This window comes from Gemmatimonadota bacterium (assembly GCA_016713785.1).
Lineage (GTDB): Bacteria > Gemmatimonadota > Gemmatimonadetes > Gemmatimonadales > GWC2-71-9 > JADJOM01.
In genome coordinates, this window is the sequence record JADJOM010000002.1 from 674,481 (window position 1) to 697,918 (window position 23,438).

General features: G+C 72.5%; 26 protein-coding genes. 17 read left to right on the plus strand and 9 right to left on the minus strand.

The genetic code is table 11. The features are described from left to right. Positions 1–82 precede the first annotated feature (82 nt). On the minus strand, positions 83–385 hold the full coding sequence (locus IPJ95_07265; GenBank protein ID MBK7923422.1) for a hypothetical protein: 303 nt from the start codon (positions 383–385) through the stop codon (positions 83–85). A gap of 166 nt (positions 386–551) precedes the next feature. Here IPJ95_07265 and IPJ95_07270 point away from each other — a divergent pair, with 166 nt between their 5' ends. The 6 genes from IPJ95_07270 (at position 552) to lepB (IPJ95_07295) (ending at position 6,952) form a co-directional block, all read left to right on the plus strand. Next, complete coding sequence (locus tag IPJ95_07270; GenBank protein ID MBK7923423.1) at positions 552–2,156, plus strand: peptidase M14; 1,605 nt, start codon at positions 552–554, stop codon at positions 2,154–2,156. A 103-nt stretch (positions 2,157–2,259) separates the two neighbouring features. Continuing rightward, a complete protein-coding gene (bcp, locus tag IPJ95_07275) occupies positions 2,260–2,727 on the plus strand; it encodes a thioredoxin-dependent thiol peroxidase (protein MBK7923424.1) in 468 nt (155 codons plus the stop codon). Positions 2,728–3,222: 495 nt separating this feature from the next. Next, positions 3,223–4,317, plus strand: a complete 1,095-nt coding sequence (locus IPJ95_07280; GenBank protein ID MBK7923425.1) for a thrombospondin type 3 repeat-containing protein — start codon at positions 3,223–3,225, stop codon at positions 4,315–4,317. A 147-nt stretch (positions 4,318–4,464) separates the two neighbouring features. Continuing rightward, complete coding sequence (locus IPJ95_07285) at positions 4,465–5,529, plus strand: PD40 domain-containing protein (GenBank protein ID MBK7923426.1); 1,065 nt, start codon at positions 4,465–4,467, stop codon at positions 5,527–5,529. Next, on the plus strand, positions 5,526–6,233 hold the full coding sequence (lepB, locus tag IPJ95_07290) for a signal peptidase I (GenBank protein MBK7923427.1): 708 nt from the start codon (positions 5,526–5,528) through the stop codon (positions 6,231–6,233). The genes IPJ95_07285 and lepB (IPJ95_07290) overlap by 4 nt, the downstream gene beginning before the upstream one ends. Further along, complete coding sequence (gene lepB, locus IPJ95_07295) at positions 6,230–6,952, plus strand: signal peptidase I (protein MBK7923428.1); 723 nt, start codon at positions 6,230–6,232, stop codon at positions 6,950–6,952. The genes lepB (IPJ95_07290) and lepB (IPJ95_07295) overlap by 4 nt, the downstream gene beginning before the upstream one ends. Here the strand turns inward: lepB (IPJ95_07295) and IPJ95_07300 are convergent. Together IPJ95_07300 and IPJ95_07305 are read right to left on the minus strand one after the other, a co-directional pair. Beyond that, a complete protein-coding gene (locus IPJ95_07300; protein MBK7923429.1) occupies positions 6,936–8,096 on the minus strand; it encodes an MFS transporter in 1,161 nt (386 codons plus the stop codon). The two genes, lepB (IPJ95_07295) and IPJ95_07300, sit on opposite strands and share 17 nt — an antisense overlap. Before the next feature lie 53 nt (positions 8,097–8,149). Then, complete coding sequence (locus IPJ95_07305) at positions 8,150–8,392, minus strand: hypothetical protein (protein ID MBK7923430.1); 243 nt, start codon at positions 8,390–8,392, stop codon at positions 8,150–8,152. An 89-nt stretch (positions 8,393–8,481) separates the two neighbouring features. On the opposite strand from IPJ95_07305, the gene IPJ95_07310 reads away from it, so the two are divergent. The 4 genes from IPJ95_07310 to IPJ95_07325 all read left to right on the plus strand — a co-directional run bounded on the left by IPJ95_07310 (position 8,482) and on the right by IPJ95_07325 (position 11,981). Further along, positions 8,482–8,880, plus strand: a complete 399-nt coding sequence (locus tag IPJ95_07310) for a hypothetical protein (GenBank protein ID MBK7923431.1) — start codon at positions 8,482–8,484, stop codon at positions 8,878–8,880. A 75-nt stretch (positions 8,881–8,955) separates the two neighbouring features. Then, on the plus strand, positions 8,956–10,326 hold the full coding sequence (locus IPJ95_07315) for a hypothetical protein (GenBank protein ID MBK7923432.1): 1,371 nt from the start codon (positions 8,956–8,958) through the stop codon (positions 10,324–10,326). Continuing rightward, complete coding sequence (locus IPJ95_07320) at positions 10,326–11,456, plus strand: hypothetical protein (GenBank protein ID MBK7923433.1); 1,131 nt, start codon at positions 10,326–10,328, stop codon at positions 11,454–11,456. The genes IPJ95_07315 and IPJ95_07320 overlap by 1 nt, the downstream gene beginning before the upstream one ends. Positions 11,457–11,636: 180 nt before the next feature. Then, positions 11,637–11,981, plus strand: a complete 345-nt coding sequence (locus IPJ95_07325) for a hypothetical protein (GenBank protein MBK7923434.1) — start codon at positions 11,637–11,639, stop codon at positions 11,979–11,981. A gap of 72 nt (positions 11,982–12,053) precedes the next feature. On the opposite strand, the gene IPJ95_07330 is transcribed toward IPJ95_07325, so the two are convergent. Both IPJ95_07330 and IPJ95_07335 read right to left on the minus strand, forming a co-directional pair. Next, positions 12,054–13,751: a hypothetical protein gene (locus tag IPJ95_07330; GenBank protein MBK7923435.1), complete on the minus strand. Its 1,698-nt coding sequence runs from the start codon at positions 13,749–13,751 to the stop codon at positions 12,054–12,056. Next, positions 13,748–14,887 carry a branched-chain amino acid ABC transporter substrate-binding protein gene (locus tag IPJ95_07335; GenBank protein MBK7923436.1) on the minus strand — a complete coding sequence of 380 codons (1,140 nt, stop codon included), beginning with the start codon at positions 14,885–14,887 and terminating at the stop codon, positions 13,748–13,750. The genes IPJ95_07330 and IPJ95_07335 overlap by 4 nt, the downstream gene beginning before the upstream one ends. A gap of 84 nt (positions 14,888–14,971) precedes the next feature. Between IPJ95_07335 and IPJ95_07340 the strand changes: the two genes are divergently transcribed. Next, positions 14,972–15,256 (plus strand): Smr/MutS family protein, encoded by a 285-nt coding sequence (locus IPJ95_07340; protein ID MBK7923437.1) that lies wholly within the window; start codon positions 14,972–14,974, stop codon positions 15,254–15,256. On the opposite strand, the gene IPJ95_07345 is transcribed toward IPJ95_07340, so the two are convergent. Beyond that, positions 15,246–15,809, minus strand: coding sequence for a hypothetical protein (locus IPJ95_07345; protein MBK7923438.1), 564 nt, complete (start codon positions 15,807–15,809; stop codon positions 15,246–15,248). The genes IPJ95_07340 and IPJ95_07345 overlap by 11 nt on opposite strands. 130 nt (positions 15,810–15,939) lie before the next feature. After that, positions 15,940–16,140, minus strand: a complete 201-nt coding sequence (locus IPJ95_07350; protein ID MBK7923439.1) for a cold shock domain-containing protein — start codon at positions 16,138–16,140, stop codon at positions 15,940–15,942. A 257-nt stretch (positions 16,141–16,397) separates the two neighbouring features. Here IPJ95_07350 and IPJ95_07355 point away from each other — a divergent pair, with 257 nt between their 5' ends. From IPJ95_07355 to IPJ95_07370, 4 genes are all read left to right on the plus strand, one after another. Next, on the plus strand, positions 16,398–18,404 hold the full coding sequence (locus tag IPJ95_07355) for an Ig-like domain-containing protein (GenBank protein MBK7923440.1): 2,007 nt from the start codon (positions 16,398–16,400) through the stop codon (positions 18,402–18,404). A gap of 102 nt (positions 18,405–18,506) precedes the next feature. Continuing rightward, complete coding sequence (locus IPJ95_07360) at positions 18,507–19,118, plus strand: hypothetical protein (protein ID MBK7923441.1); 612 nt, start codon at positions 18,507–18,509, stop codon at positions 19,116–19,118. After that, the gene (locus IPJ95_07365; GenBank protein MBK7923442.1) at positions 19,115–19,696 is read left to right on the plus strand and encodes a hypothetical protein; all 582 of its coding nucleotides are present in this window, start codon (positions 19,115–19,117) and stop codon (positions 19,694–19,696) included. The genes IPJ95_07360 and IPJ95_07365 overlap by 4 nt, the downstream gene beginning before the upstream one ends. 638 nt (positions 19,697–20,334) lie before the next feature. After that, complete coding sequence (locus tag IPJ95_07370) at positions 20,335–20,526, plus strand: hypothetical protein (protein ID MBK7923443.1); 192 nt, start codon at positions 20,335–20,337, stop codon at positions 20,524–20,526. 62 nt (positions 20,527–20,588) lie between these two features. Here the strand turns inward: IPJ95_07370 and IPJ95_07375 are convergent, their stop codons facing one another. Beyond that, positions 20,589–21,590 carry an HD domain-containing protein gene (locus IPJ95_07375; protein MBK7923444.1) on the minus strand — a complete coding sequence of 334 codons (1,002 nt, stop codon included), beginning with the start codon at positions 21,588–21,590 and terminating at the stop codon, positions 20,589–20,591. Between the two features lie 163 nt (positions 21,591–21,753). On the opposite strand from IPJ95_07375, the gene IPJ95_07380 reads away from it, so the two are divergent. Further along, on the plus strand, positions 21,754–22,152 hold the full coding sequence (locus tag IPJ95_07380) for a hypothetical protein (GenBank protein ID MBK7923445.1): 399 nt from the start codon (positions 21,754–21,756) through the stop codon (positions 22,150–22,152). Between the two features lie 23 nt (positions 22,153–22,175). Here IPJ95_07380 and IPJ95_07385 read toward each other — a convergent pair whose 3' ends face one another. Continuing rightward, positions 22,176–22,595 (minus strand): hypothetical protein, encoded by a 420-nt coding sequence (locus tag IPJ95_07385; GenBank protein ID MBK7923446.1) that lies wholly within the window; start codon positions 22,593–22,595, stop codon positions 22,176–22,178. Between the two features lie 157 nt (positions 22,596–22,752). On the opposite strand from IPJ95_07385, the gene IPJ95_07390 reads away from it, so the two are divergent. Then, a complete protein-coding gene (locus tag IPJ95_07390) occupies positions 22,753–23,388 on the plus strand; it encodes a MerR family transcriptional regulator (GenBank protein ID MBK7923447.1) in 636 nt (211 codons plus the stop codon). Positions 23,389–23,438: the final 50 nt, after the last annotated feature.

Genomic DNA, 23,438 nt, shown 5'->3' on the forward strand with positions numbered 1-23,438 from the left:
GTGGCCGGCGCTGAGAATCGAGGCGGGGCACCCGCGTCCCTACGATTATGCCGGCGGGGAGGGCCCCCGCCGGCCTGGCGCGCTACATGAGCCCCGACTTCGCCGCCTGCCAGAGCTTCACCAGGCGGTCGAAGCCATCCTGCAGGATCTCCACCTGCTGCGGGCTCGGGCTGGCGCCCAGCGCCGTCTCCACCTCGGCCACGATCCGGTTCATCTCGCGCCGGTTCTGTCGCTCGCATTCGGCCCGGATTTCCGTGAGTTTCCGGGCAATTTCCGCCCGGACATTCATGTCCATGGGAACCTGCCAGAGGTAGGCGGCGCTGTCCCGACCGCTGATGCACAGCTCGCCCAGCCGGTCCACCAGCGGAAACCCGGATCGCCGCACCTGTTCCAAAGCCGCCTCCCGCATAAGTTTGCCTCCTGAGAGTCCCGCGCTGCCGTGACCGGTATTGCCCGCGGGCCAGCCGGTCCCCGGTCTCCTCACTCAGCACGAAGCAGGCCCGCGCCATGCGGCGTGTGCCTCATCACCCTTGCCCGGTGCCTCGCGACCCATGCCCCGTCACCTCCTGCGTTCCCTGCCACTCGCGGCCTTCGCGCTGGCCCTGGCCGGACCCGCCCGGCTCACCGCGCAGTCCACCCGACCGGAGCGGACCGGCGGGGCCGAGACCTCCAGCTACGCCGACGTGACCGGCTTCCTCGATTCGCTGGCGCGCCGCTCCCGTGACCTGCGCCTGGGGGTTCTCGGCACCAGCCCGGAGGGGCGGGCCATCCCGTGGGTGCTCGCGGCGCGGCCGATGGTCGAGGGGCCGGCCGCCGCGGCGCGCAGCGGCAAGCCCGTCATCTACCTCCAGGGCAACATCCACAGCGGCGAGGTGGAGGGCAAAGAGGCCGCGCAGATGCTGCTGCGCGACCTGGCGGTCGGGCCGCTCAGCCGCCTGCTCGACAGCGTGATCGTGCTCGTGGTGCCGATCTACAACATCGACGGCAACGAGAAGTTCGGCCCCGGCGAGCGCCACCGGCCCGGCCAGAACGGCCCCGCGGTGGTCGGCCCGAGCCTGAACGGCCAGGGGCTCAACCTCAACCGCGACTACGTGAAGCTCGAGGGCCCGGAGACCCGGGCGGCGTACGCGCTGCTGGCGGCGTGGGATCCCGACGTCTTCATCGACCTGCATACCACCAACGGGAGCTACCACGGCTACGCGCTCACCTGGTCGCCGGGGCTCAATCCCAACGGCTCGCCCGCCAACGACTACGTGCGCGATCGCTTCCTCCCCGCCGTGCGCGAGCGGCTGCGCCGCCGTCACCAGGTGGAGACCTTCCCCTACGGCAACTTCCGCAGCCAGCATCGCGACTCGCTGGCCCAGGGGTGGGAGACCTACGACGCCCGGCCCCGCTTCGGCACCAACGCGATGGGCGTCCGCGGCCGCCTTGCGATCCTCTCCGAGGGCTACAGCAACGATCCCTTCCCCACCCGGATCCGCGCCACCTACCTCTTCCTGCGCGAGATCCTCTCGCTGGCCGCGGAGGAGCGCGCCACGATCCGCCGGGTGGTGGCGGCCACCGACCGGTGGCGGCCCGACTCGATCGCGCTCCGCTCGGTGCTGGCCCCGCCGCACGTCGAGGAGGTCATCGCCGAGCTCACCGACGACGACGGCGACGGCAGCCACGGCTTCGCGCGCCGCCGCCGCTCCGGGGCCTTCCAGGCGATCCGCATGCCCGTGTATGACCGGTTCGTGCCCGCCGCGCAGGTGGCCCGGCCCGCCGGCTACCTGCTGCCGCCCGGCTATGGGCACCTCGTGAGCCTGCTGCGGCAGCAGGGGGTCCTCGTGGAGCGGCTGCGCGATCCCTGGTCGGGGCCCGCCGCCCGCTTCCGGGTCGACAGCCTCCAGGTGGCTCCGTTCGTCTTCGAGGGGCACCGCACCGTCACCGTGCACGGGGCGTGGGGCGCCCCGGAGGCCGCGACGGCCGCGCCGGGCTGGTACTGGGTCTCGACCGACCAGCGCCTGGGGACCTTCGCCGCCTGCGTCCTCGAGCCCGGCTCCGAGGATGGCTACGCCACCTGGAACCTCCTCGACCGCGACCTGCGCCGGGGCGCCACGCTGCCGTTCTTCCGCCTGGCGTCGCCCCTCGCGATTGCCACCGAGCTGCTCCCCTAGGCGAGGGAACCCCGCGCCTGCCCGGGGGTACCCCCGGAGGCTCCCGTTTCCCGTTTCCCGTTTTCCCGTTTCCCGTTTCCCGTTTCCCGGCCTCCTCGATCCCATGCTCGCTCCCGGCGCCAAGGCCCCCGCGTTCTCCCTTCCTGCCGCCGACGGCGCCACGGTGCGCCTGACGCAGTTCAAGGGCGCGCCGGTCGTCCTCTACTTCTACCCGAAGGACGACACCGCCGGCTGCACCACCGAGGCCTGCGAGTTCCGCGACCGGTGGCGCGCCGTGCGGGCCACCGGCGCCACGGTGCTCGGCATCTCCCCCGACCCCGTCGCCTCGCACCAGAAGTTCGCCGCGAAGTACAAGCTCCCCTTCCCGCTGCTGGCCGACACCGATCACGCCGTGGCCACGGCCTACGGCGTCTGGGGGGAGAAGAGCATGTACGGGCGGAGGTACTTCGGGATCCTGCGGACGAGCTTCGTGATCGGCCCGACCGGAAAGGTGATCCGCGTCTTCGAGAAGGTGAAACCGAAGGGCCATGCCGCGGAGGTCCTGGCCATCCTCCGGGAATTGAAAATGTGATCCGCCTCACACTCGGCGAATCCCGAGTCGCGGGGTCGTGTGAAGCGCGGTTGACGGTTCGGGGATGTGCCACTAGAGTCGGCGACTGACGGAGAGCACTCTTACCTGATGGAGGGAACCATGCGTATCACTCGCAGTCTGTTTGCGAGCCTTGCCCTGGCCGCCGCGCCGCTGGTGGCGCAGGCGCCGGGGACGGTCGAAGTGGGCGCGTTCGGCCGCTTCTCCCACTACGACTCCGACCTGAACTTCGACGACCGCGTGGGCGTCGGCGGCCGGCTCGGCATCTTCGTCCTCACGAACCTCGCCCTCGAGGCCGACGCCGCCTACAACCCCACCTACACGTCCACCGACGTGTACGTGCGCAACTTCCCGCTGCACGGGCGGCTGGTCTACAACGTCCCGATCGGCGGCCACACCGCCTTCCTGCTGGGCGGCGGCTACGCCCACAACCTCTTCCGCAAGGGGTACGAGGAGAGCAAGGGCGGCCCGGGCGCGCTGGCGGGCCTGCGGCTCGGCACCGGCGGCACCCTGAGCATCCGGCTCGACGGCACGCTCGACTACATCGCCTCGGCCGAGAGCAAGGGCGGCCCGTTCCCGGCGCTGGGCGTCCAGCAGGCCGACAACAACCTCCATTGGGGCTTCCAGGCCGGCCTGTCGCTGCTGCTCGGCAAGCACGGCGACGGCGACCGTGACCAGGACGGCGTGCGCGACTCGGCCGACCAGTGCCCGGCCACCCCGGTCGGGGACAAGGTCGACGCCAGCGGCTGCTCGCTGCCCAAGGACGCCGACGGCGATGGCGTGACCGACAACCTCGACCGCTGCCCGGCGACCCCGGCCGGCGACCGGGTGGACGCCACCGGCTGCTCGCTGCCCAAGGATGCCGACGGCGACGGCGTGGTGGATGCGGCGGACAAGTGCCCCAACACCCCGGCCGGCACGGCGGTGGATGCCACCGGCTGCCCGAAGGACAGCGACGGCGACGGCGTGGTGGATGCGGCGGACCGGTGCCCGAACACCCCGGCCGGCACGGCGGTGGATGCCAATGGCTGCCCGAAGGACAGCGATGGCGACGGCGTGCTGGACGCGGCCGACCGGTGCCCCAACACCCCGGCCGGCACGGCGGTGGATGCCACGGGCTGCCCGGCGGACAGTGACGGGGACGGCGTGCGGAACGCCGTGGACAAGTGCCCGGACACCCCGGCGGGGACCACGGTGGACGCGGTGGGCTGCGCGGCGCTGTTCCAGGCCGGCCAGCCGCTGGTGCTCGAGGGCGTGAACTTCGAGACCGGGAAGGCCGTGCTGCTGCCGGCATCGACGGCGGTGCTCGACCGGGTGGCGGAGTCGCTGGCGAACAACCCGGACGTGACCGTCGAGGTGGGCGGGCACACGGACAACACCGGGTCGCGGGCCACGAACACCCGGCTGTCGGCGGCGCGCGCCAGCGCGGTGCGGGACTACCTGATCGGGAAGGGCATTGACGGGGCCCGGCTGACGGCCAAGGGCTACGGCCCGGACCAGCCGGTGCAGGAGAACACCACGGTGGCGGGCCGCGCGGCCAACCGCCGGGTGGAGCTGACCAAGACCAACTAGGCCGGTGTCGCGCCACCCGGCGCGCGCCCCTGAACGACGGGCCGGTGGGTGGGTCGGAACCTCTGTTCCGATCCCGTCCACCGGCCCGGTCGCATCCCCTCCACTCCCCTCCACGCCGTCCCCGTCCGCGATTATCCTTCCACCCCTATGCGTACCGCCTTCCTCCTCCGTGTCGCGCTCCCCCTCGCCGCGCTTGGCTGCGCCTCGGGCGGGTCGAGCACTGGCGCCTCGACGACGTTTGTGCAGCCCGAGACGGGCGAGCGCCACCTCAAGAACATCCGGCAGCTGACCTTCGGCGGCAACAACGCCGAGGCGTACTTCTCGCGCGACGGCCGCACGATCATCTACCAGCGGCAGGAGAAGGTCGACGCCGGCTGTGACCAGCAGTACCTCATGCAGGCGGACGGGTCGGGGGTGCGTCGGGTCTCCAACGGCCAGGGCCGCACCACGTGCGGCTTCTTCTACGCCAATGACCAGCGCATTCTGTACAGCTCCACGTTCAAGGATTCGCCGGACTGCCCGGCCCCGCCCGACCGCTCCCACGGGTACGTCTGGCCGCTGGGACACCTCGAGATCTACACCTCGAAGCTCGACGGCACCGACCTCCGCCCGCTGACCAGCAACGGCTGGTACAACGCGGAGGCCACCGTCTCGGCCGACGGAAAGAAGATCATCTTCACCAGCACTCGCGACGGCGACATCGAGCTCTACACGATGAACGTCGATGGCAGCAACGTCCGCCGCCTCACCAACCGGGTGGGCTACGACGGCGGCGCCTGGTTCTCGCCCGACGGCACCCAGATCGTCTGGCGTGCGGGCTATCCCAGGACCGCGGCCGACACCGCCGATTACCTCACGCTGCTGAACAACCGCCTGGTCCGGCCGGCCAAGGTCGAGGTCTGGGTGGCCGACGCCGACGGCAGCAATGCGCGGCAGGTGACCAACCTCGGCGGGGCCAACTTCGCGCCGGTGTTCACCCCGAGCGGCAAGAAGATCATCTTCTCCTCGAACTTCGAGAAGCCGCGCAGCGGCGAGTTCGACCTGTACCTGGTCAACCCTGACGGCACCGGGCTCGAGAAGGTCACCACCCACCCGGACTTCGACTCCTTCCCGATGTTCAGCGGCGACGGGAAGAAGCTCCTGTGGGCCTCCAACCGGCACCAGTCGGAAGTCGGCGAGACCAACCTCTTCATCGCGGACTGGGTGGAGTGACGGAGGCGCCGGCGCCCGGCGGCAAGCTCCGGGAGTGGGTGCGGACCATCGGCTTCGCCGTCGTGGCGTGGCTGGTGCTGCGCACCTTCCTGGTGCAGGCCTTCCACATCACCTCCGAGAGCATGGAAGGCACCCTGCTCACCGGCGACGTGCTGTGGGTGGCGCGGCCGACCTTTGGCGCCAAGATCCCCTTCACCAGCACGCTGCTGCCCGGATTCCGGGAGCCACGCCACGGCGACATCGTCGTCTTCGAGTCGGTGGAGACCGCGGGGCTCGACGTCGTCAAGCGGGTGATCGGCCTGCCCGGCGACACCCTGGCCATGCGGGACGGCACCGTGCTCCGCAACGGCGCGCCGCAGGCCGAGCCCTACGCCCACCGGGCCCGGCCCGGCGAGCCCGATCCCAATGGGAGCCAGGCCCAGATGCGGGCCTGGCAGGAGTCCCGCCTGGTCGGTCCCCGGCCCGCCGCCTACCAGCCCGACCGGAACAACTGGGGCCCCATCGTGGTCCCGGCCGACTCGCTCTTCGTCATGGGCGACAACCGCGACTCCTCCTACGACGGCCGCTGGTGGGGCTTCCTGCCCCGTCGCAACCTGCGGGGCTCGCCGCTCATCATCTACTACAGCTTCGATCCCTCGAGCTGGCGCCCGCTGCCGCTCCTGACCGCGACCCGCTGGGGCCGACTCCTCACCATCCCCCGATGACCGCCCCCGCGGGCCCCCCGCCCCGCGAAGCCACCCTGGCCGAGGCCCTCCGCGAATGGGTCCGCGCCATCCTGATCGCCATCGCCGCCTGGCTCGTGCTCCGCACCTTCGTGCTGGAGGCGTTCCGCATCCCCTCGAGCAGCATGGAGGCCACCCTGCTCCCGGGCGACCGGCTCTTCGTCAACAAGGCGGTGTTCGGCCCCGAGATCCCGGGGCTGGGCTGGCACCTCCCCGCCTGGCGCCAGCCGCGGCGTGGCGAGGTGATCGTCTTCGACTCCGTCGAGGACGACCTCAAGCTGGTGAAGCGGCTGATCGGGGTGCCGGGCGACACGCTGGAGATGCAGGGCGGGGAGCTCTACGTGAACGGCCTGCGGCAGGCGGAGCCCTGGGCCCGCCACACCGACCGGGGCAAGGGCGAGTTCGCCGAGGCCCGGCGGCAGATGCGGGAGTGGCAGCTGCCGTACCTGGCGGCGGATCCCGCCGGCTACACGCCGGACCTGCAGCACTGGGGACCCCTCGTGGTGCCGCCCGACTCGTACTTCGTCCTGGGCGACAACCGCGACAACTCCTACGACAGCCGGTACTGGGGCTTCATTCCGCGCCGGGCGGTGCGCGGCGCCCCGCTGTGCATCTACTTCAGCTATGATCCCGCCAGCTGGCAGCGCTACCGGGCGCTGACCACCATCCGCTGGGACCGCCTGCTCACCCGGCCACGCTAGGCCGGCCCATCCCCGCGCGGGCCAGGAATGCCGAGAGGCCCGCGCACCCCGCCGCGGCGCTCGCCGCGTAGAACGCCGCCCGGGGCGAGATGGCCGACGCGATGCCCCCGGCGGCGATGGGGCCGATGATGCGGGCCACCGCGCTCACGCTCTGCAGCAGCCCCAGCGCCCGCCCCTGCTCCTCCGCCGGCGCCACCCGGCTCACGAAGGCCGCCGCGCTCGGGCCGATCGTGGCGGACCCCGCGGCCACCAGCACCAGCGCGCCGCACAGCAGCGGCAGCCCGGCCCCCGGGGTGAGCGCCCGCGGCAGCAGCGCCAGTCCCAGGGCCAGCACCACGCCCCCGACCGCGATCAGCAGCGGCTCGCCGTGCCGCCGCACCAGGCGGCCGATCAGCCCGCCCTGGACCGCGGCGCTCACCACGCCGATCAGCACAAAGAGGTAGGCGGAGTCGTGGCGGTCGAGCCCGAGCGATCGCTCCACCTGCAGCGGGAAGATCACGTAGAGCACGGTGAACGCGACGGTCGAGCAGGCGGTGGCCGAGAAGGCGCCCAGGAAGCGGCTCCAGTGCACCGGGGCCGTCGCCACCCCGGTCGCGGCGGCCCGCCGCGATTCGGGCAGCCAGCGCCAGGCCAGGACCAGGTTGAGGCCGGTGAGCGCCGAGGCCACCAGCCCGGGTGCCGCGCTGCCCCAGTGACTCGAGAGGCCACCGATGGCCGGCCCCACCACGAAGCCCAGGCCGAAGGCGGCGCCCAGCCGGCCCATGGCGCCGGCCCGGCGGTCGGCCGGCGTCACGTCGGCCAGGTAGGCCTGGGCCACGTTCACCGTGGCGCCCATCGCCCCGGCCACCAGGCGGGACACCAGCAACAGCCAGAAGCTCCCGGCCAGCCCGAACACCAGATAGGAGATGGCGCTGCCCGCGAGGCCCACCAGCAGGACCGGTCGTCGGCCGACCCGGTCCGAGAGCCGCCCCCACCACGGCGCGAGCAGGAACTGCATCAGCGAGAAGCTCGCCACCAGGAGGCCGACGCCCGTGTCTCCCACCTGGAACGCCGCGGCGTAGCTCGGCAGCAGCGGGAGCACGATGCCGAAGCCGATCAGGTCGATGAAGACGGTCAGGAAGATCAGCAGGGAGGGGGAGGGCATGGCGGAATGTAGCGGGGGAGACCGGTGCGTCCCGGTGCCCGATCGCGGGGGGATCACTCCTCGCGGCGCGGGTCTTCCGGCGTGCTCATCGAGGCTCGCGCCAGGTAGGAGGCCACCCGGCCGCAGGTGCGGCACTGCATGGTCACCCGCCCGGCGGGTTCCTCGTTACGTTTGGGGCTGCGCTCGATGGTCGGGGTGCTGCAGGAGGGGCAAACCAGCGGTTTGTGGTCGCGGTCGGCCGCGATCAGGATCAGGGCCTCGGCAGCCCGGTATTCTTTGATGCCGCGACGTCCCACGGACCGCCCTTCTGGCGGGAGAGCGTCAGGCTGGGAATGTCTGACCCGCCCGTGCGTCAATCTAAAGATCGCTTCAAGGGGGCGCAAATATGTCGGCCCGTCTCGCGCCACTGCTCGGCCTGCTGCTCGCGGCGCTGCCGCTCGCGGGCCAGCGCACCCATGAGGTGCGGTTGCGGCACCCAGCGCCCGAAGAGTTCCGCTTTGCCCCGGCCCGGCTCGTGGTGGGGGGGAGCGACGTGATCGAGTTCACGGTGGAGGCGGGCGGCCCCTACGTGGTCGGCTTCGAGCCCGGCGACCTGTCCCCTGCCGAGCAGGCGCGGCTGCAGGAACTCCTCCCGGCAGGGTCCGGGGCGCTTAGGGGACCGGTGCTGCCCGGGCCCGGGGCCAGCTTCCGGGTGCGGCTGCCGGGTTTGCCGCCAGGGACGTATCGCTTCGTGTCGGTGACCCACGCCGCATACCGGATGCAGGGCGAATTGACGGTGCGGTAAGTGGATGCCCCCTCTTCCCATTCCGGGGGGGACCGGTACATTGGAATTTGACCCACCCCATCCCCCAGGGATCGTATGCACCTGACGAGAAGGACGCTGCCGGCGGCGGTTGCCCTGCTGGCGGCCTGCGCCGGAGGTTCGGCCCCGCAGGGCCCCGCGCCGTCCGCGGACCTGCCGGCCCTCGAGGCGGCCAGCCAGCAGCGCCCGCGCGACGCGGGCCTGATGACCCAGCTGGGCATCGCCAATTACGAAGCCCAGAAGTACGAGCGGGCCCGCGATGTCCTGGCGAGCGCCCTGACCCTCAACCGCCAGAACTACCCGGCGCAGGTCTACCTGGGGCTCACCTTCGAGCAGCTGGGCCAGTTCGACTCGGCCCGGGTGGCCTACACCGCCGCGGCGCTGCAGGCCCGGAACGCCGGCCAGCGGGGCGAGATCGAGAACCGGCTCACCCTGCTCACCCGCACCGAGCTGCGGGCCGCGGCACGCGAGGCGGTGGCCCGGGAGGCCACGCTCTCGAGCCAGCCCCCGACCCAGAACGCGATCGCCGTCTTCCCGTTCCGCTTCATCGGCACCAACGCGGAGCTCGAGCCCCTCGGGCGCGGCCTGACCCATCTGATGGTCACCGACCTGTCCAAGCTGCCACGGCTCACGCTCCTCGAGCGGGAGCGGGTGCAGGCGCTGGTCGATGAACTCGCGCTCACCGAGGGCGGCCGGGTCGACCCGGCCACCGGCGCCCGGTCCGGCCGGATGCTCCGCGCCGCCCGGGTGGTGCAGGGCTCGGTGCAGGAGGTGCCGGGGCGGACCGACCTGCGCCTCGACGCCGCGGTGGTCGATGCCACTAGCAGTGCGGTGGTGGCCACCGGGACGGGCTCGGACCAGCTGCAGCAGCTCTTCACCCTCGAGAAGACGGTGCTCTTCCGCCTGCTCGACCAGATGGGCGTGGTCATCACGCCGGCCGAGCGGCGGGCCATCAGCGAGCGCCCCACCGCGGACATGCAGGCGTTCCTCGCCTTCAGCCGCGGCCTGGAGCAGGAGGACCGCGGGGACTACGCCGCCGCGGCCGCGAGCTTCGAGGCCGCGGTGGCCCGCGACCCGAACTTCCGCCAGGCCCGCGACCGGCGCGCCAGCAGCGCCCGCGCCGCCCAGGCCATGCGGGTCACGCCCCGGGTGCTGGCCGGCCTGCTGCCCTCCGGGCCCACCACCGGGGACCAGCCGCCCGGCGACGTCACGCCGCGCAACCCGACCGTGGCCACGCGCGGGCCGATCCTCCGGACCGGGATCCAGGTGACGATCCCCTCCACCGGCACCACGCTGACCAATCGCTTCACCGGGCCGACCTCCCGGCCGCCCACGGTCCGGCCCAACCTGCCCGAGACCCTCAACACCGACGTGCCCAACGGCAATACGCTGAGCGGCACGATCATCATCATCATCACGCGGCCCTGATGCGGACCTCATCGATCGTAGTCACGCTGGCCGCCCTCGCGGCCGTCTCTCCCGGGGCCGCCGCGGCACAGGACAACCTGTTTCCGCAGGCCGCCGTCGTCGGTGGACTCGACGCCCGCCAGTACAGCTTCGGCGGCAACGAGTTCTCCGTGCAGCGCATCCGGCAGTTCGCCTTCCCCATCGGGGTGCTGGTTCCGGTGGGGCGGCGCTTCTCGTTCGACGTGGGCACCGCCTACGCCACCACGTCCACCCGGGACTCCGCCGGCGCCGACGAGAGCTTCTCGTCGCTGACCGATGCCCAGGTGCGGATGTCGTACGTGCTCGGCACCGACGCGCTGGTGGCCAGCGTCATGGTGAACCTCCCCACCGGCAAGCAGACCACCACGCTGCGGCAGTTCGGCGTGGCGTCGAGCGCGTCCTCGTCGTTCCTGCTCTTCCCCGTGAACTCGTACGGGTCCGGCACCTCGGTTACCCCCGGGCTCGCCGCGGCCACCTCCGCCGGCCCCTGGAACCTCGGCCTGGCGGCAAGCCTGCGCTTCAGCGCCGAGTACAGTCCCTTCAACGACGCCAGCAACAAGTCGGTGAAGTACCAGCCTGGCATCGAGACCCGCATCCGGGCTGGCGCCGATCGCCTGGTCGGCCAGAGCCGGCTCTCCCTGGGCGCCACCTTCAGCACCTTCGGCAACGACGAGCTCCGCGGTGGCGGCTTCGCCGGCGGCAGCGAGGTGAGCCCGGGCCATCGCTTCCTCTTCGATGCCAGCCTGCTGGCGCCGATGGGGCGTGGCACGGTGTCCATCTACGCCTGGGACTTCTTCCGGGCCGCCTCCAACAGCGGCGACTCGACCTCGCTCGGCAACCGGGAGAACATTTTCACGGCTGGCGTGAGCGGCACCTTCCCGATCGGGGAGAAGATGGCGCTCGAGCCGGTGATCGAGGGCCGGGTCTGGTCGCCGGAGACGGGCAGCGGGTACCTGGTCGGGGCGGGGACCGGGCTCCGGATCGACCTGAGTCCGGCGCTGACCTTCGTCCCAGCCCTCCGCGTGGATTTCGGCCACCTGGAGACCCCCGCTGGCGCGTCCGGCTCGCTGACGGGGTGGGGGCTCACGGCGCTGCTCCGCTACGGCTTGTAGTCAGGGGGCATACCGAATCAGTAGCAGGGACTACAACTAGCCTTCTGCGGCCGAGACCCCCGGGTTTCGGCCGCTTTTTTTCAGGAATTCTTGACCAGCCCCACCCCGGGTGGTACGTTGCCGCTCAATCTGCGGCCCGGTAACGGCCGGCGCGCAGGGGGTTTCCACCAGGAGGGGTCGTTGGCCTCGGAACTTGGCGCTTCCCAGATCTCGACGTTGCTGGAAGCGCTGCCCGGCATCGCGAACGTGCTCCGGAGCCCCGTGGCCGACGCACTGCTCAACGTCATCCGGTCCGCGGCCCGGATCGCTGAGTTCCAGCTCGCCGATGCGGAGGAGCTGATCCGCTACGCCACCCGGCGTGGCCTGGTGGGGATGGAGGAAGGGGACCGGGTGATCGCGGAGGTGCGGGAAGCCGCCCAGAAGCGGGCCGAGCGGACCGCCGAGCGGGAAAAGGCGGCCAAGTCCAAGGCCAAGCCCAAGCCGAAGCCGGCCTCCAAGAAGCCCGTCGCCAAGAAGAAGAAGTAGGCCCCGCTCCGGAATGCAGCACGGGCGACCGACACCGGTCGCCCGTTTGCGTTGTGGCACCTGCGCCGCCCGTCAGGTCCGGAATTCCCCCACCAGCTTCGAGAGCCGGCTGCTGGCATCCAGCAGCGCGGTGGCGCTCGCCGCCATGTCCTCGGTGGAGGCGCTCTGCTGCTCCGCCGCGGCCGAGACCTGCTCGCTCGCGGAGGCGTGCTCCGATGCCGCCCGCGCCACCAGGGCGGTGCGGGAGCCGAGCTGGCCCACGACGTCGCGATTCTGTCCGGCCGCGGTGGCCAGGCCGGTGGCGGCGGACTGCACCTCGCCGATGGCGGTGCCGATGGTATCGAGGCCCTGCACCACCGCCTCGGCGAGCGTCTCGATTCCCCCGACCTTGCTGGTGCCGACCTGCATCGTCTCGGCGATCTGGCGGATCTGGGCCCGGAGGAATTCCACCGTCTTGGTGACCTCACGGGCGGCGGTGGCGCTCGAGTCGGCCAGCTGGCGCACTTCGTCGGCCACCACGGCGAAGCCCCGTCCGTGCTCGCCGGCGCGGGCGGCCTCGATGGCGGCGTTGAGGGCGAGCAGGTTGGTCTGGCTGGAGATCTGCTTGATCAGGTCGATGAAGTCGGTGATGGACTCCGACTGGCTCACCAGGGCGCGGACCTGCTCCGCGGAGGTCTGCACCACCCCGCGCACGTCGAGCAGCGTGGTGCGGGCCGACTCGACGTCACCCCGGTACCGGAGCGCCGTCCGGCGGATCTCCTCGGCGAGGCGCACCGCGCGCTGCGCGGCATCGGCGTTGGACGCGGACGCCTCGCGCAGCCGGGTGAGCAGCTGGTCCGCCTCCCCGGTGCCGCGCACCTGGTGCTCGGCGCCCTCCGCGATCCGCACCATCGCGGCGGAGATCTGGCCGCTGGAGGCCGCGATCTCCTCGCTCATGGCGGAGAAGTCGCCCGCGTTCCCGGAGAGCTGCTGCGACTCCTGCACCACCGCCTGCACCAGCGCGCGCAGCCGGCCACCCATGTCATCGAGCGCGCGCGCCAGCCGCGCCAGCTCGGCGGGCATCCCCGCCAGCTGCAGGGGGCGCAGGTCGCCCCCGCCGAAGCGGTCGGCGGCGGCAATCAGGCGGCTGGTCTGGCGGTCCACGATCCGGATCAGCCCCACCCCGGCCGCCATCCCCACCACCAGGGCGAGCAGGCCGCAGCCGATCACCAGCCGCTGGTACAGGACGGTGCGCGCACTGAGGGCGGCGGCGCGGTCACGGGCGTGGGCCCCCTGCTCCTCGCTCAGCGACCGGACGGCGGCGATGAGGCTGTCGGTGGCGCCGGTGGCCCGCGCGGCCAGGAGGCGGGCATCGTCGCTGCGTCCGATGTCGGCCAGGGCGTGCGCGATGGAGTAGGAGATCTCGAGCTCGGCCTGGCGGTCGCCCACGAGGTTGAGCAGCGCGCGGTCGTGCCCGTCGAGGTGCGGCAGCCCGCGCAGCCGGGCCTGGATGGCGTAGGCCTCGTCGCCGGTGGTGAGGAACTCCGCCTTGACCGCGCTGCTCGGGGTGAGCAGGTACTTCTCCCCGGCCCGGATCTGGTCGAGCGCGGTGGCCACCAGCGCCCCGGCCAGCCGGCCGCCCCGGTCGAGGACCTCGATCTCGTCCTCCGTCTCCCGCGCGATGGTCCGGAGCGCGCTGATCGCGGCCACCGACATCACCAGCACCAGCGCCACGGTGCAGGCCACCGAGGTGGCGAGCATGCGCCGGAGGCTGCGCGTGAAGGGGTTCACCGGGACTCCACCGCGACCAGCCGTCCGCCGGCCACCCGCCCGAGCACCACGTTCGGGTTGGGCAAGTCCCCGTTGGCGTCGAAGGCGATGGTCCCGCCCGCGCCTTCGAACGCCGGGGCACCGTTGCCCACCGCCGCGACCGCGTCACGGATCCGGGTCCGGTCGGTCCCGACGCGCGCGATGATCTCCCGCAGCATCCACAGGATGTCGTAGGACGCTGCCGCCGCCTGGGTCGGGTCCGAGGCTGCCGGGTACCGGGCGCGATACCCCGCGACGAAGGCGCGGTTGGGCGGGGTGGCCTGGCTGGGGAGGTAGCCCAGGGCGATGTACGTCCCCTCGGTGACCGGCCCGCCGGCCTCGAGCCCCTCGAGTCCGTCCCCGCCCATGACCGGCAGGGTGACGCCCCCGCCGCGGATGGCGCGCAGCACCGCGAGGGCGTCGGCCTCGTTGCCGCCGATGACCAGGACCTGGCTCCGCTTGCGCCGCAGCAGCCGGGCGACGTAGGCCCCGACGTCCGGCGCCACCGGTGCGTACGGGTCCACGTCCTCGATCCGGCCGCCGAGCCGGACGAACTCGTCGATGAAGGTCTGGCGGAGGCCCCGGCCGTACTCGTTGTTGGCGTAGAGGACCGAGGCGGAGGTGAGTCCCAGCTGGTTGGCGGCGTACCGCGCGAGGGCGGTGCCGTACTGCAGGTCGCTGGGGCAGACGCGGAAGGTCCACTCGCCGGCGGTGGTGACGCGCGGGGCCGAGGAACTGGGCGAGAGCTGCACCACCGGATGGGCGGGGTCGTTGTAGACGGGCGCGGCGGCGAGGGTGGCGCCGCTGTAGACGTGCCCGATGACCGCGACCACGCCGGCGGCCTGCAGCGCCGTGGCGACCATCACGGCCGTGTCCGGATCGCCGTGGTCATCGCGCGCCACGAGCTCGATGGGGCGGCCGTTGATGCCCCCCGCCGCGTTGATCTGTTCCACGGCGAGGGTGGCGGCCCGCAGCATGGGGGCGCCGACGGAATCGGTGAACGGGCCCGCGAGCCCGATACGGACCGGCGCGTTGCCCTGGGTGCAGGCGGCCGTGGTGGCGGCACACGCCAGCGCGACGGTGGAGGGAAGGAGAAACCGCCGCCAGGCAACGATCACGGTCGACTCCGGAGGGGGGGATGGCCCGCCCGTACGCTAGCGGAGGCTCCGACGCGCGGCAATCCCGCCACGCTACCTTTGGGCATGCCCGAATGGACCCGACGGCCGGCGGCGGCGCAGTTCGACCTGCACGGCCAGAGCGTGCTCGACGCGGCGCGCAGCGCGGAGCAGTTCCTGCGCGCGCAGGCGCGGGCCCGCCGGGGCGCCGTGGTGCGCCTCATCACCGGCCGCGGCCGCGCCGGTGGGGGTGCGCCGGTGCGCACCCGCGTGCGCACGCTGCTGCGCCGGCTGCGGGACGGCGGCGAGGTGGTGCGGGACTACGTGCTGGAGGAAGGCGAGGGCAGCTTCCTGGTGCGCCTCACGGACTGACGCCGGCGGCGGCGGGTGGAGCCGGCGGCGGTGCCGGGGCCGCCGCGCGGGCCCGACCCCAGCCATCGAGCACCCGGCCGTCGATCAGGCTCACCGAGGCGACCGTCCGGCCCCGCTCGATCCGCCAGGTGAGCCGCAGCATCCGCCCCTGCCGAACCCACTGCAGCATCCACTGGCTGCCCTGCACCCGGGCCCCGACCACGCCGTAGGCCCCCTCGAGGGTCCGCTTCCACTCCTCCAGTTCCGCGCCGGTGATGCTGCCCGAGAGGGTGAGGACGCCGGCCGCGCTGTCCACCGCGGACAGCCACAATTCCACCGCGGTCCCCGAGCCGGGGGCGAACACGGTGCCGCGGCACTCGTGCACCGCGCGATCCCGGCGGGACCGGTCACAGCGCAGGCCGCGCCCTCCCAGCGCCCGCACCTGGTGCGCGGCCGGGGTGAGTCGCGTTCCGGCCTCGAAGCCGAGGAAGGCGAGGGGTGGCAACGGGGTGTCCTGCCCGGCGAGGGTGCACGGGAGGCACAGCGTGAGGAACAGCGCGAGGGATCGGGTCACGCCCGGTAGTATCGCGCCCCGGCGCCCGGAGGTGAAGCCAGGGGGGAAGGACGACGGCCCAGGCGCGGACGGGTCTGGCCCGTCCAGCCGCCGGGGCCGGCGTGTGCGTCAGGGTAGCCGCGAGCGGCGCTCAGGCCTTGCGGACGTTCGCCGCCTGCAGGCCCTTCGGGCCCTCCACGATGTCGAATTCCACCTGGTCGCCCTCGGCCAGAGAGCGGAAGCCGTCCATCGCGATGGCGGTATGGTGCACGAAGACGTCCTTGCCGCCATCCTGAGCGATGAAGCCGAAGCCCTTCGCATCATTGAACCACTTCACGGTACCCTTCGCCATTGCTTCTACCTCGGATGTGGGAGCTCGCCGGCTCCGGAAAACCCCCGGCCCGAATGGTCGGGGCAAGACAGGATCAGGGCGGCGCTGACCGGTGGGACGTCGCGCGGCTGTTAGGGGAGTGCGATGCGGGGTGCTGCGGCCATGGCGATAAGGTTCAGCCCGTCCCGGAAGTTGTCAAGAAGGTGGCCGGCGCCGCTGGCCGGCGACCGGGGCAGGCCCTAGTTTGACGCGACGGACCCCTCTTCCAGGACCCACACATGCTTGCCTCGCTCCTGCTCGTGCTGCTGCCGCAGCAGCCCGCTCCCCCGCCCCCCCCCGCCGCGCCGCGGCCTACGGCATCCCCGATCGCGCGGGCGGCGATCCAGCCCGCCGAGGCCGCGGTGCTGGTCGGCGATACCCTCCGGCTCAAGGTGGTGGCCTACGACTCCGCCGGGCAGGTCTTCCCCGGCACGACCGCCACCTGGTTCGCCACGGGCGGGATGTTCGAAGGCTCGGTGGACGGCGACGGCCTCGTCACGGCCGGCGCGGTCGGCACCGTCACGGTGTCGGCGCTGGTGCGGCCGGCGGGTGGCGGCCGGGCCACCACGGCCATCGGACGGGTGACGATCCTGCCGCAGCCGGCGGCCAGGCTGAGCGTCACGCCGCTGCCCACCCGGTTGTATGTGGGGCAGTCGCTGGCGCTCACCGCCACGCCCTATGCCGCCAACGACGACCGGCGCTACGACGAGGTGCTGTGGAGCAGCGACCGCGGCACCGTGGTGGCGGTGGGACGGGAGGGTCGCCTCACGGCCCGCGCGGCGGGGCAGGCGACCATCACCGCCACGGCGGGCCGCGCCAGCCGGAGCTTCCGGGTGACGGTGCTCCCCAACCCGGTCACCCAGGTGAGCCTGGAGCCCGCCGAGGTCCGGGTGCGGGCCGGCGACGTGGTGCGCTTTGCCTTCACGGCGCGGGGGGGGGGCCGGACCATCGCCGACGCGCTCCCGGAGTGGTCGCTCGCGCCGGGCCACGGGATCATCGACGAGGATGGCGCCTTCGTGGCCGACCTGCCGGGGACCTACCGGGTGCTCGCCAGCTTCGCGGGTCGCAGCGCGGAGGCGGTGGTCAGCGTGGCCCCGCGCGACGTGCGGCGCCCGACCAGCATCGCGGGCCGGCTCCCCATCAAGGGCACCGCCGCGGAGTTCTGGCTGCACCCCGATGGCAAACACGGCTACCTGACCACCCTCGGCGACCGGTTCTACGCCGTGAACCTCGCCGACCCCACCAAGCCGCAGATCACCGACTCGGTGATGGTGGACGCCCGGGTGATCAACGACCTGATGACCACCGAGGACGGCCGCTTCGGCGTGGTGACGCGGGAGGGCGCCTCGAGCCGGAAGAACGGCATCGTGGTGCTCTCGTTCGAGGATCCCGCGCACCCGAAGGCCATCGCGGAGTTCACCGAGACGGTCAGCGGTGGGGTGCACTCCACGTTCATCTACCGCGGCTACGTCTACCTCACCGACGATGCCACCGGCTCGATGCGGGTGATCGACCTGCGAGATCCCTACCAGCCCCGGCAGGTGGCGCGGTGGGAGACGCCGCGGACCGCCGCCGGCCGGATGCTGCACGACATCGACGTGCAGGACGGCCTCGCCTACCTCTCCTACTGGAACGACGGGCTGGTCGTGCTCGACGTCGGCAACGGGATGAAGGGCGGGAGCCCGGAGCGGCCGGTGCTGGTCACCCAGGTCAAGTACGACCTCCCGGCCCTCTACCGCGAGGTGGAGGCGGTGGGCGGCCCGGGCTTCATCCGCGGCACGCACACGGCGTGGCGGAGCGGCCGGTACGTCTTCGTCGGGGACGAGGTATTTGCGGCCAGGCCCGCGGCCACCGGCTACGCGCCGGGCGGCGTCATCGGGCTCGGCCGCGCGTACGGGCGGCTGCACGTCATCGACCTGCAGGACCTGGCGAATCCGCGCATCGTGGCGTGGTACGAGCCCAAGGATGGCGGGACGCACAACGTGTGGGTGGCCGGCGACACGCTGTACCTGGGCGACTACCAGGGCGGGCTGCGGGTGCTCGACGTGTCGGGGGAGCTCCGGGGGGACCTGCTGCGACAGGGGCGGGAAATCGCCCACGTGCACACCGGGGACAAGCTGGGGGCCACGCCCAACGTCGCCAACGCCTGGGGGGCGATCTACCGCGACGGCTACATCTACGTGCCCGACATGAACTCCGGGCTCTGGGTGGTGAAGGTGGAGGGCAAGAGCGCGCTGACGCCCTAGCGACGGCCCGGTCCCGTGGCGGAGGGGGGGCACCGCCCCGCTCCGCCCGGGGGCCGGCGCCGACCGCCCAATCCCCGCCCCGCCGATGTAGATTTCCGCCCCATGACCATCCCGCAGACCCTCACCATCCGGAGCTTCGGCGACCGGGCGGAGGCGTTGTCGCACTTCATCCTGCGCGCCGGCGAGGCGCCGCGGCTGGTGGCGTTCGACGATACCATCGGGTGCCCGATGGACATCGCGCTGGCGGCGCTGGAATGGACCAAGGCCACCGGGGTGCTCCCGGATGACGACATGATCCACGCCGCCCGGCTCACCGGGGAGACCGCCGCCGCGGTCATCGAGCGCAAGGTCGAGGGCCGGCGGCAGTACATCTACCTCGGCCCCCGGCTCGACGCGCCGCCGATGGACGTGTTCGAAGGCAAGGTGCTGTTCGACGAGCCCGGGGTGAAGGCCGTGGAGTTCTCCCAGCGCGCCCACGCGCTGGCGCACTTCCTCCGGGCCACCAGCGGCTCCGGCGCCCTGCTGGCCCTGCTGGGCCGACGGGCGCCGGAGGTGCGGCACCTGCGGCGCTGGCTCGGCCCCATCCTGGGGGAGCTCGACGGGCCGCGCACGCTGGTGGGCGGGTGGTTTGCCGCCAGCGCGGCCGGCGGCCTCCTGGCCACGAGTGACGGCGAGCCCAACTACCGCTACATCGAAGTCGGACTGGAATCGTGAAATCCCTTCGCCTGCTGACCCTGGCGCTGACCTGCGCCCTCCTGCCTGGCCGGCTCGCCGGGCAGGCCGTGCTGGATGACCCCACCCTGGACTCGGTGCAGACCGTCCTGCGGGACGCGCTCTATCGGCTTCGGGATACCCTGACCCTGGTCGATGCCGCGACCGCGCGCATTGCGCGCGACCTCCGGGCCACCAGCGACCCGGTGCTTCGCTCCCGGGCCCGGGCGGTGGCGGACCGCTGCAGCGCCGCCGTGCGCATGGTGCCCGTGACCCGGGAGACCCTGAGCACCCATCCACGTCCGGCCCCCGATCCGCGGCGGGTCCGGGAAGGAATGGACCGCGCCCTGGTCACCCTGGAGGCTGAACTCAAGGGGTGTGTGACCGAGTTCACCCGGCTGAGCGAGCACGGGCAGGAGGCGGAGCTGCGCGGGTACGGGATCGGGCGCGGCACAAAGGTGCGCACCGCCGTGCGTGCCTTCCAGCCGGCGGCCGAGAGCTACTTCGGCTCCGCCCTCGGGATCCGGTACCGTCCGAAGACCGACGGCAGCATCCCGACCCCCTCCGCCACCGGCAGCTGAAGTTTTCCACCCCCTCCCGGCGTGTGGATACACAATTCCACATGCCGTGGAGAGACGCTGCAGGTGTGGGTCCCGCCGCAGGTTAGGTTTCCACAATCCAGGCACATCGAGTGACGTAACCCGAAGAAAGATAGGCGCTTGCACGCTTTCTCCACGCGCCTATCTTAGCCAGACCGCCAGCAGAGATGTGATCGGACCCCCGGTCCGGTTGGCAGCTGCGGGCGAGTCTGGGCGGGAATTCAGGGGAGATCACCGACGTCGGCAAGGGCTGCGGTGGTCCGGGATCCTGGTGATCACGCCGGCCCAGGCGGGTGAGGCCAGTCGCGCGCCTCATCCACCCCGATCTGGCGCCTCGGGGTGCAGTGCGAAGGGTTGGTCCGCGACCCGACCCGACTCGCAGCGCTCGCGTTGTCGAACCAGGCAGGATGGCCATCCTGTCCGGGGATCAGTGGCAAGGGCCCCTGTCACCCACCCACCGGCGTACCAGCTGGTGGCGGTGGCGCGGAGAAGAACGGGTGCCGCAAGGCTCCGCCCCCTGTCCGTCGACGTGGAAAGCGGCCGCCGGGCCCCCGAGCCCGGTGGCCGTTTTCGTTGTGTCCTACTTGACGCCACCCCACCTTGGACGATAAGGTTTCTTCATGGTGGAAGGACCGGGAACGCTCGTGGCGGCGGTCGCGTCGCTGCAGGAATGGCCGGGTGGCGGTTGTGCCCTTGGCTTCTGCCCGACGTCCCTGCGCCGTGACTTCCCCCCGGGGCTGGCGTTCCTCGCGCTGGGGCTGGTGAGCTGGTGGACGGGCGCCCTGGTGCGGCAGGCCAGACGCAAGAGCTGAACGGGCGACCCGCGGGTCGCCCGTTCGGGCAAATGCCAGTGTGTCAGGCAATCGGGACTAAATTAGTCCCCGATGCTGGGTGATGGATCGGGTGCGCCCCAGTCGCTCTCGGCGCGCCAGACCCGGCGGCGGTCGAGTTGCCAGATGGTCCGGGTGCTCACCGGCTGGTCGTCCGGGAAGTTCTCGGGGTCGTCGAGGGCCTCGTCCATGCTGGCCGTCTTGGCACTCGCGTTGTCGGCGTAGTGGATGATTTCGGCCTCGAGGGTCATGGGCACCACCGGCGCCCCGAACTCGAGCTTGCCATGGTGGGACAGCACCAGGTGCTGCAGCAGCAGGAGTTCGGCCTCGGTGCAGGGCATCGGCTGCGCCGCCCGGACCCGGCGATCGAGCTGGAAGGCGCCGAGGACCACGTGCCCGATCACGGCGCCGGGCACGGTCATCTCGAAGGAGCCGTCCCAGGTGTAGCTGTCGAGCTTGCCGATGTCGTGCAGCAGCACGCCGGCGAGCACCAGGTCGGCGTCGGCATGCGGATAGAGGCGGGCGGTGGCCAGCCCGATGTGGGCCACCTCCACGGTGTGCTTGAGCAGGCCACCCAGGGCGGCGTGGTGGCCGGCGGTGCTGGCGGGGCATTGCTCGTAGCGGGCGCGGAAGTCGGGGTCGTCGTAGAACAGGGCCAGGGTGCGGGCCAGGCGGGGCCCGGCGACCCGGGCCCGCCAGTCGTCGAGGCGCTTCCACCAGCGCCCGACCTCCCCGATGGAGGGCATCAGGGCGCGCCAGTCCACCTGGTCGCGCGGCAGGACACGGATGGAGTCGACGGCGAGCTGGCGACGGTCCCGGTAGCTGGACACGGTGCCGATGACTTGGACCACGGCGCCGCGGGTGATGCCGGCGATCCTGGCGGCATCGGTGGGCCAGAAGGGCGCGGTCTGCAGGCGCCCGGACGCGTTGCCCAGCGTCAGCAGGGTGTGGGGGTGGTCGCCGGTGCGGTGTTCCACGTCCACCACGAGCAGGGGATCCTGCAGGCGGGCGCCGACGGGCAGGGTGGGGAGATCGGGGTGGGGCATGACAGGGGTGGCCTCCGTTGGGGCCAAAACATAGGGACGGGAGGGGGCGGTGTCAGCCCACGGACCGCCTGGGTCCCCCGTCACCAGGGCCGGCAGCGTACCGCGTAACAGGGCGCCGACACGGCTCATCAGAAGCGGAAGCGCCTGGCCGGAGAACATGACGATGCGATCCTCGCACATCCTGGTGCTGGACACCGAGACCGATCGGCGGGACGGGCTGGTGCAGTCGCTCAAGGGCGCCGGCCACCAGCCGGTGGTGGTCACCAACGCGTCGGAGGCGGCCCGCGCGCTCGCGGTGCCGGGACTCGACGCCGCCTACCTGGCGCTCGCCGCGCCGGGGCTCGACCTGACGCACCTGCGCCAGGCGCTGGCCCCGGCCGACCCGACGGAACCCGAGCCGCTCGATGACGTGGAGCGGCGGCATATCGCCCGCACCCTGGCCTTCACCCGCGGCAACAAGCGCCGGGCGGCGCACCTGCTCGGCATTGCGCGATCGACCCTGCTGGCCAAGGTGCGCAAGTACGGGCTGGGCAGCGGGACGGACACCGGCGCCGACGACTGACCGGGGGCCCGGCTGCAGCCCCCCTACTGCAGCCGCACCCGGCCGTACCGCGACACGATCACCTGCCGCACGGCCCCGCCCCGGCGCAGCACAAACGTGGCGTTGGCCAGCCCCATCCCGACTCCTCCGGGCCCGAAGGCCGCCTGGTGCGGCATGCCGGTGACCAGCACGTCCTCCACCGCCGGCCCGCCCCCTTCCCAGCGCAGCACCGTGTCGACCGGCGATTCCACCGCACGGATGGCCAGCCGGGCCGGCGTGAGCTCCAGCACCACCACCCGCTGTTCGGCGATGGCGATGAAGCGGGCCCGCAGGTGGGCCGCCACCAGCGCCCGGGCGGCGGCGTCGGTCTGGAGCCGGTCGTGCAGTGCGCCGATGCCGGGCAGCGCCAGCGCGGCCAGCAGCCCCGCCACCACCAGGACCAGCAGCAGTTCGAGGAGAGACACGCCGCGTCGCATGGGCCGACGATAGCGGCGGTCCGGTCGCGGGCCGCAAGCCCGGGGACGCACCGCGGAGCAGGGAATCGCGGTGATCCGCGACCTTGCCCCCACCGCGCGGGGGGCGCATACTAGCGGCTCCTGACCCCCGCCCCCTGGACTCCCCGTGACCCTCGCCGTTCCCGCGGCCACCGCCGACGCCCTGAGCACGCTCCGCCAGTACGCGGCGCTGGCCCCCTGGAGCCTGCGGGACCTCTCGGCGCTGGCCGGCGCGATCCTCGAGACTTCGGCGATCTACCCGGTCAACGCGGCGGCCAGCGCCCGGCCCAGCGAGCGCACCATCCGCTTCTACGTGACCCGCAAGCTGGTCAGCCCGCCGGAGGGACGGGGCACGGCGGCGACCTACGGCTACCGGCACCTGCTGCAGGTCCTGGCGATCAAGCTGCAGCAGATGGAGGGCGCCACGCTGGAGCAGCTGGTCAAGGAACTGGGCGGCCTGGCGGGCGATGTGGTGGAGCGTCGGGTCGCGGCCGCGCTCGGTCCGCGGCTCCCGCCGCCGGACCAGCTGCCGCTGACCGTCCCGGAGGGCGCCCCCCGCGGCAAGGTGGGCCGCGCCCTGGTGGCCTGGGCCGGCGGCGCCGCGCCGCGCCGGGGCAAGGGCCAGCTGCTGCGCCGCATCGCGCTGGGCCCCGGGGCCGAGCTGCTGCTCGACGAGCGCCACGCGCTGTTCGACGCGCTGGAGGACGAGGCCATCGTCGACGCCCTGCGCCGCGCCCTGGACCAGGCCGGCCCGCGGCCGTAGCCCCGCGGTCGGGCCTGCCCTAGAATTCTCCCAGGGCTCCCCCAACAAGG

What these genes read in the sequence shown, in the direction of transcription:
- IPJ95_07270 (MBK7923423.1), top strand. Translation starts at nt 552, where the DNA reads ATGCCCCGTCACCTCCTGCGTTCCCTGCCACTCGCGGCCTTCGCGCTG.
- bcp (MBK7923424.1), top strand. Translation starts at nt 2,260, where the DNA reads ATGCTCGCTCCCGGCGCCAAGGCCCCCGCGTTCTCCCTTCCTGCCGCC.
- IPJ95_07285 (MBK7923426.1), top strand. Translation starts at nt 4,465, where the DNA reads ATGCGTACCGCCTTCCTCCTCCGTGTCGCGCTCCCCCTCGCCGCGCTT.
- lepB (MBK7923428.1), top strand. Translation starts at nt 6,230, where the DNA reads ATGACCGCCCCCGCGGGCCCCCCGCCCCGCGAAGCCACCCTGGCCGAG.
- IPJ95_07300 (MBK7923429.1), bottom strand. Translation starts at nt 8,096, where the DNA reads ATGCCCTCCCCCTCCCTGCTGATCTTCCTGACCGTCTTCATCGACCTG.
- IPJ95_07310 (MBK7923431.1), top strand. Translation starts at nt 8,482, where the DNA reads ATGTCGGCCCGTCTCGCGCCACTGCTCGGCCTGCTGCTCGCGGCGCTG.
- IPJ95_07315 (MBK7923432.1), top strand. Translation starts at nt 8,956, where the DNA reads ATGCACCTGACGAGAAGGACGCTGCCGGCGGCGGTTGCCCTGCTGGCG.
- IPJ95_07320 (MBK7923433.1), top strand. Translation starts at nt 10,326, where the DNA reads ATGCGGACCTCATCGATCGTAGTCACGCTGGCCGCCCTCGCGGCCGTC.
- IPJ95_07340 (MBK7923437.1), top strand. Translation starts at nt 14,972, where the DNA reads ATGCCCGAATGGACCCGACGGCCGGCGGCGGCGCAGTTCGACCTGCAC.
- IPJ95_07350 (MBK7923439.1), bottom strand. Translation starts at nt 16,140, where the DNA reads ATGGCGAAGGGTACCGTGAAGTGGTTCAATGATGCGAAGGGCTTCGGC.
- IPJ95_07355 (MBK7923440.1), top strand. Translation starts at nt 16,398, where the DNA reads ATGCTTGCCTCGCTCCTGCTCGTGCTGCTGCCGCAGCAGCCCGCTCCC.
- IPJ95_07360 (MBK7923441.1), top strand. Translation starts at nt 18,507, where the DNA reads ATGACCATCCCGCAGACCCTCACCATCCGGAGCTTCGGCGACCGGGCG.
- IPJ95_07370 (MBK7923443.1), top strand. Translation starts at nt 20,335, where the DNA reads ATGGTGGAAGGACCGGGAACGCTCGTGGCGGCGGTCGCGTCGCTGCAG.
- IPJ95_07375 (MBK7923444.1), bottom strand. Translation starts at nt 21,590, where the DNA reads ATGCCCCACCCCGATCTCCCCACCCTGCCCGTCGGCGCCCGCCTGCAG.
- IPJ95_07380 (MBK7923445.1), top strand. Translation starts at nt 21,754, where the DNA reads ATGCGATCCTCGCACATCCTGGTGCTGGACACCGAGACCGATCGGCGG.